Below are 246 nucleotides of genomic sequence, written 5' to 3'. Positions count from 1 at the left end.
GCGCTAATCGACGCAAGAACTTAGAGGCGATAGCGACGAATTTGCAGTAGATAAAGGCGAAAAAGCATGATAGTACGAAGCGGCAGCGAGCTGGCGCATAACGTAGTTGATGCGACATCACGCAGCCGCTTCGGTCTTCGGACTTTACCGCCTCTATCTGCTTGTTTCGGCTCTAGTCGACGACAGAGTCGTTCAGCGTCGTCGAGCGCATGCTGAAGCGACACCAGACTACCGGGGGCGACCTTG

1 protein-coding gene is annotated in these 246 nt (G+C 54.9%); it reads right to left on the bottom strand.

Annotation, left to right across the window (positions count from 1 at the left end):
* Positions 1-20 precede the first annotated feature (20 nt).
* The coding region (locus tag SAHL_RS18570; RefSeq protein ID WP_221177810.1) for a hypothetical protein at positions 21-246 on the bottom strand (226 nt) is incomplete at its 5' end.

This window comes from Salinisphaera orenii subsp. halophila YIM 95161, from assembly GCF_003732545.1.
GTDB lineage: Bacteria > Pseudomonadota > Gammaproteobacteria > Nevskiales > Salinisphaeraceae > Salinisphaera > Salinisphaera orenii_A.
Note: the sequence above shows the minus strand (reverse complement) of the source record. Positions and strands in the feature narration are given on the sequence as shown.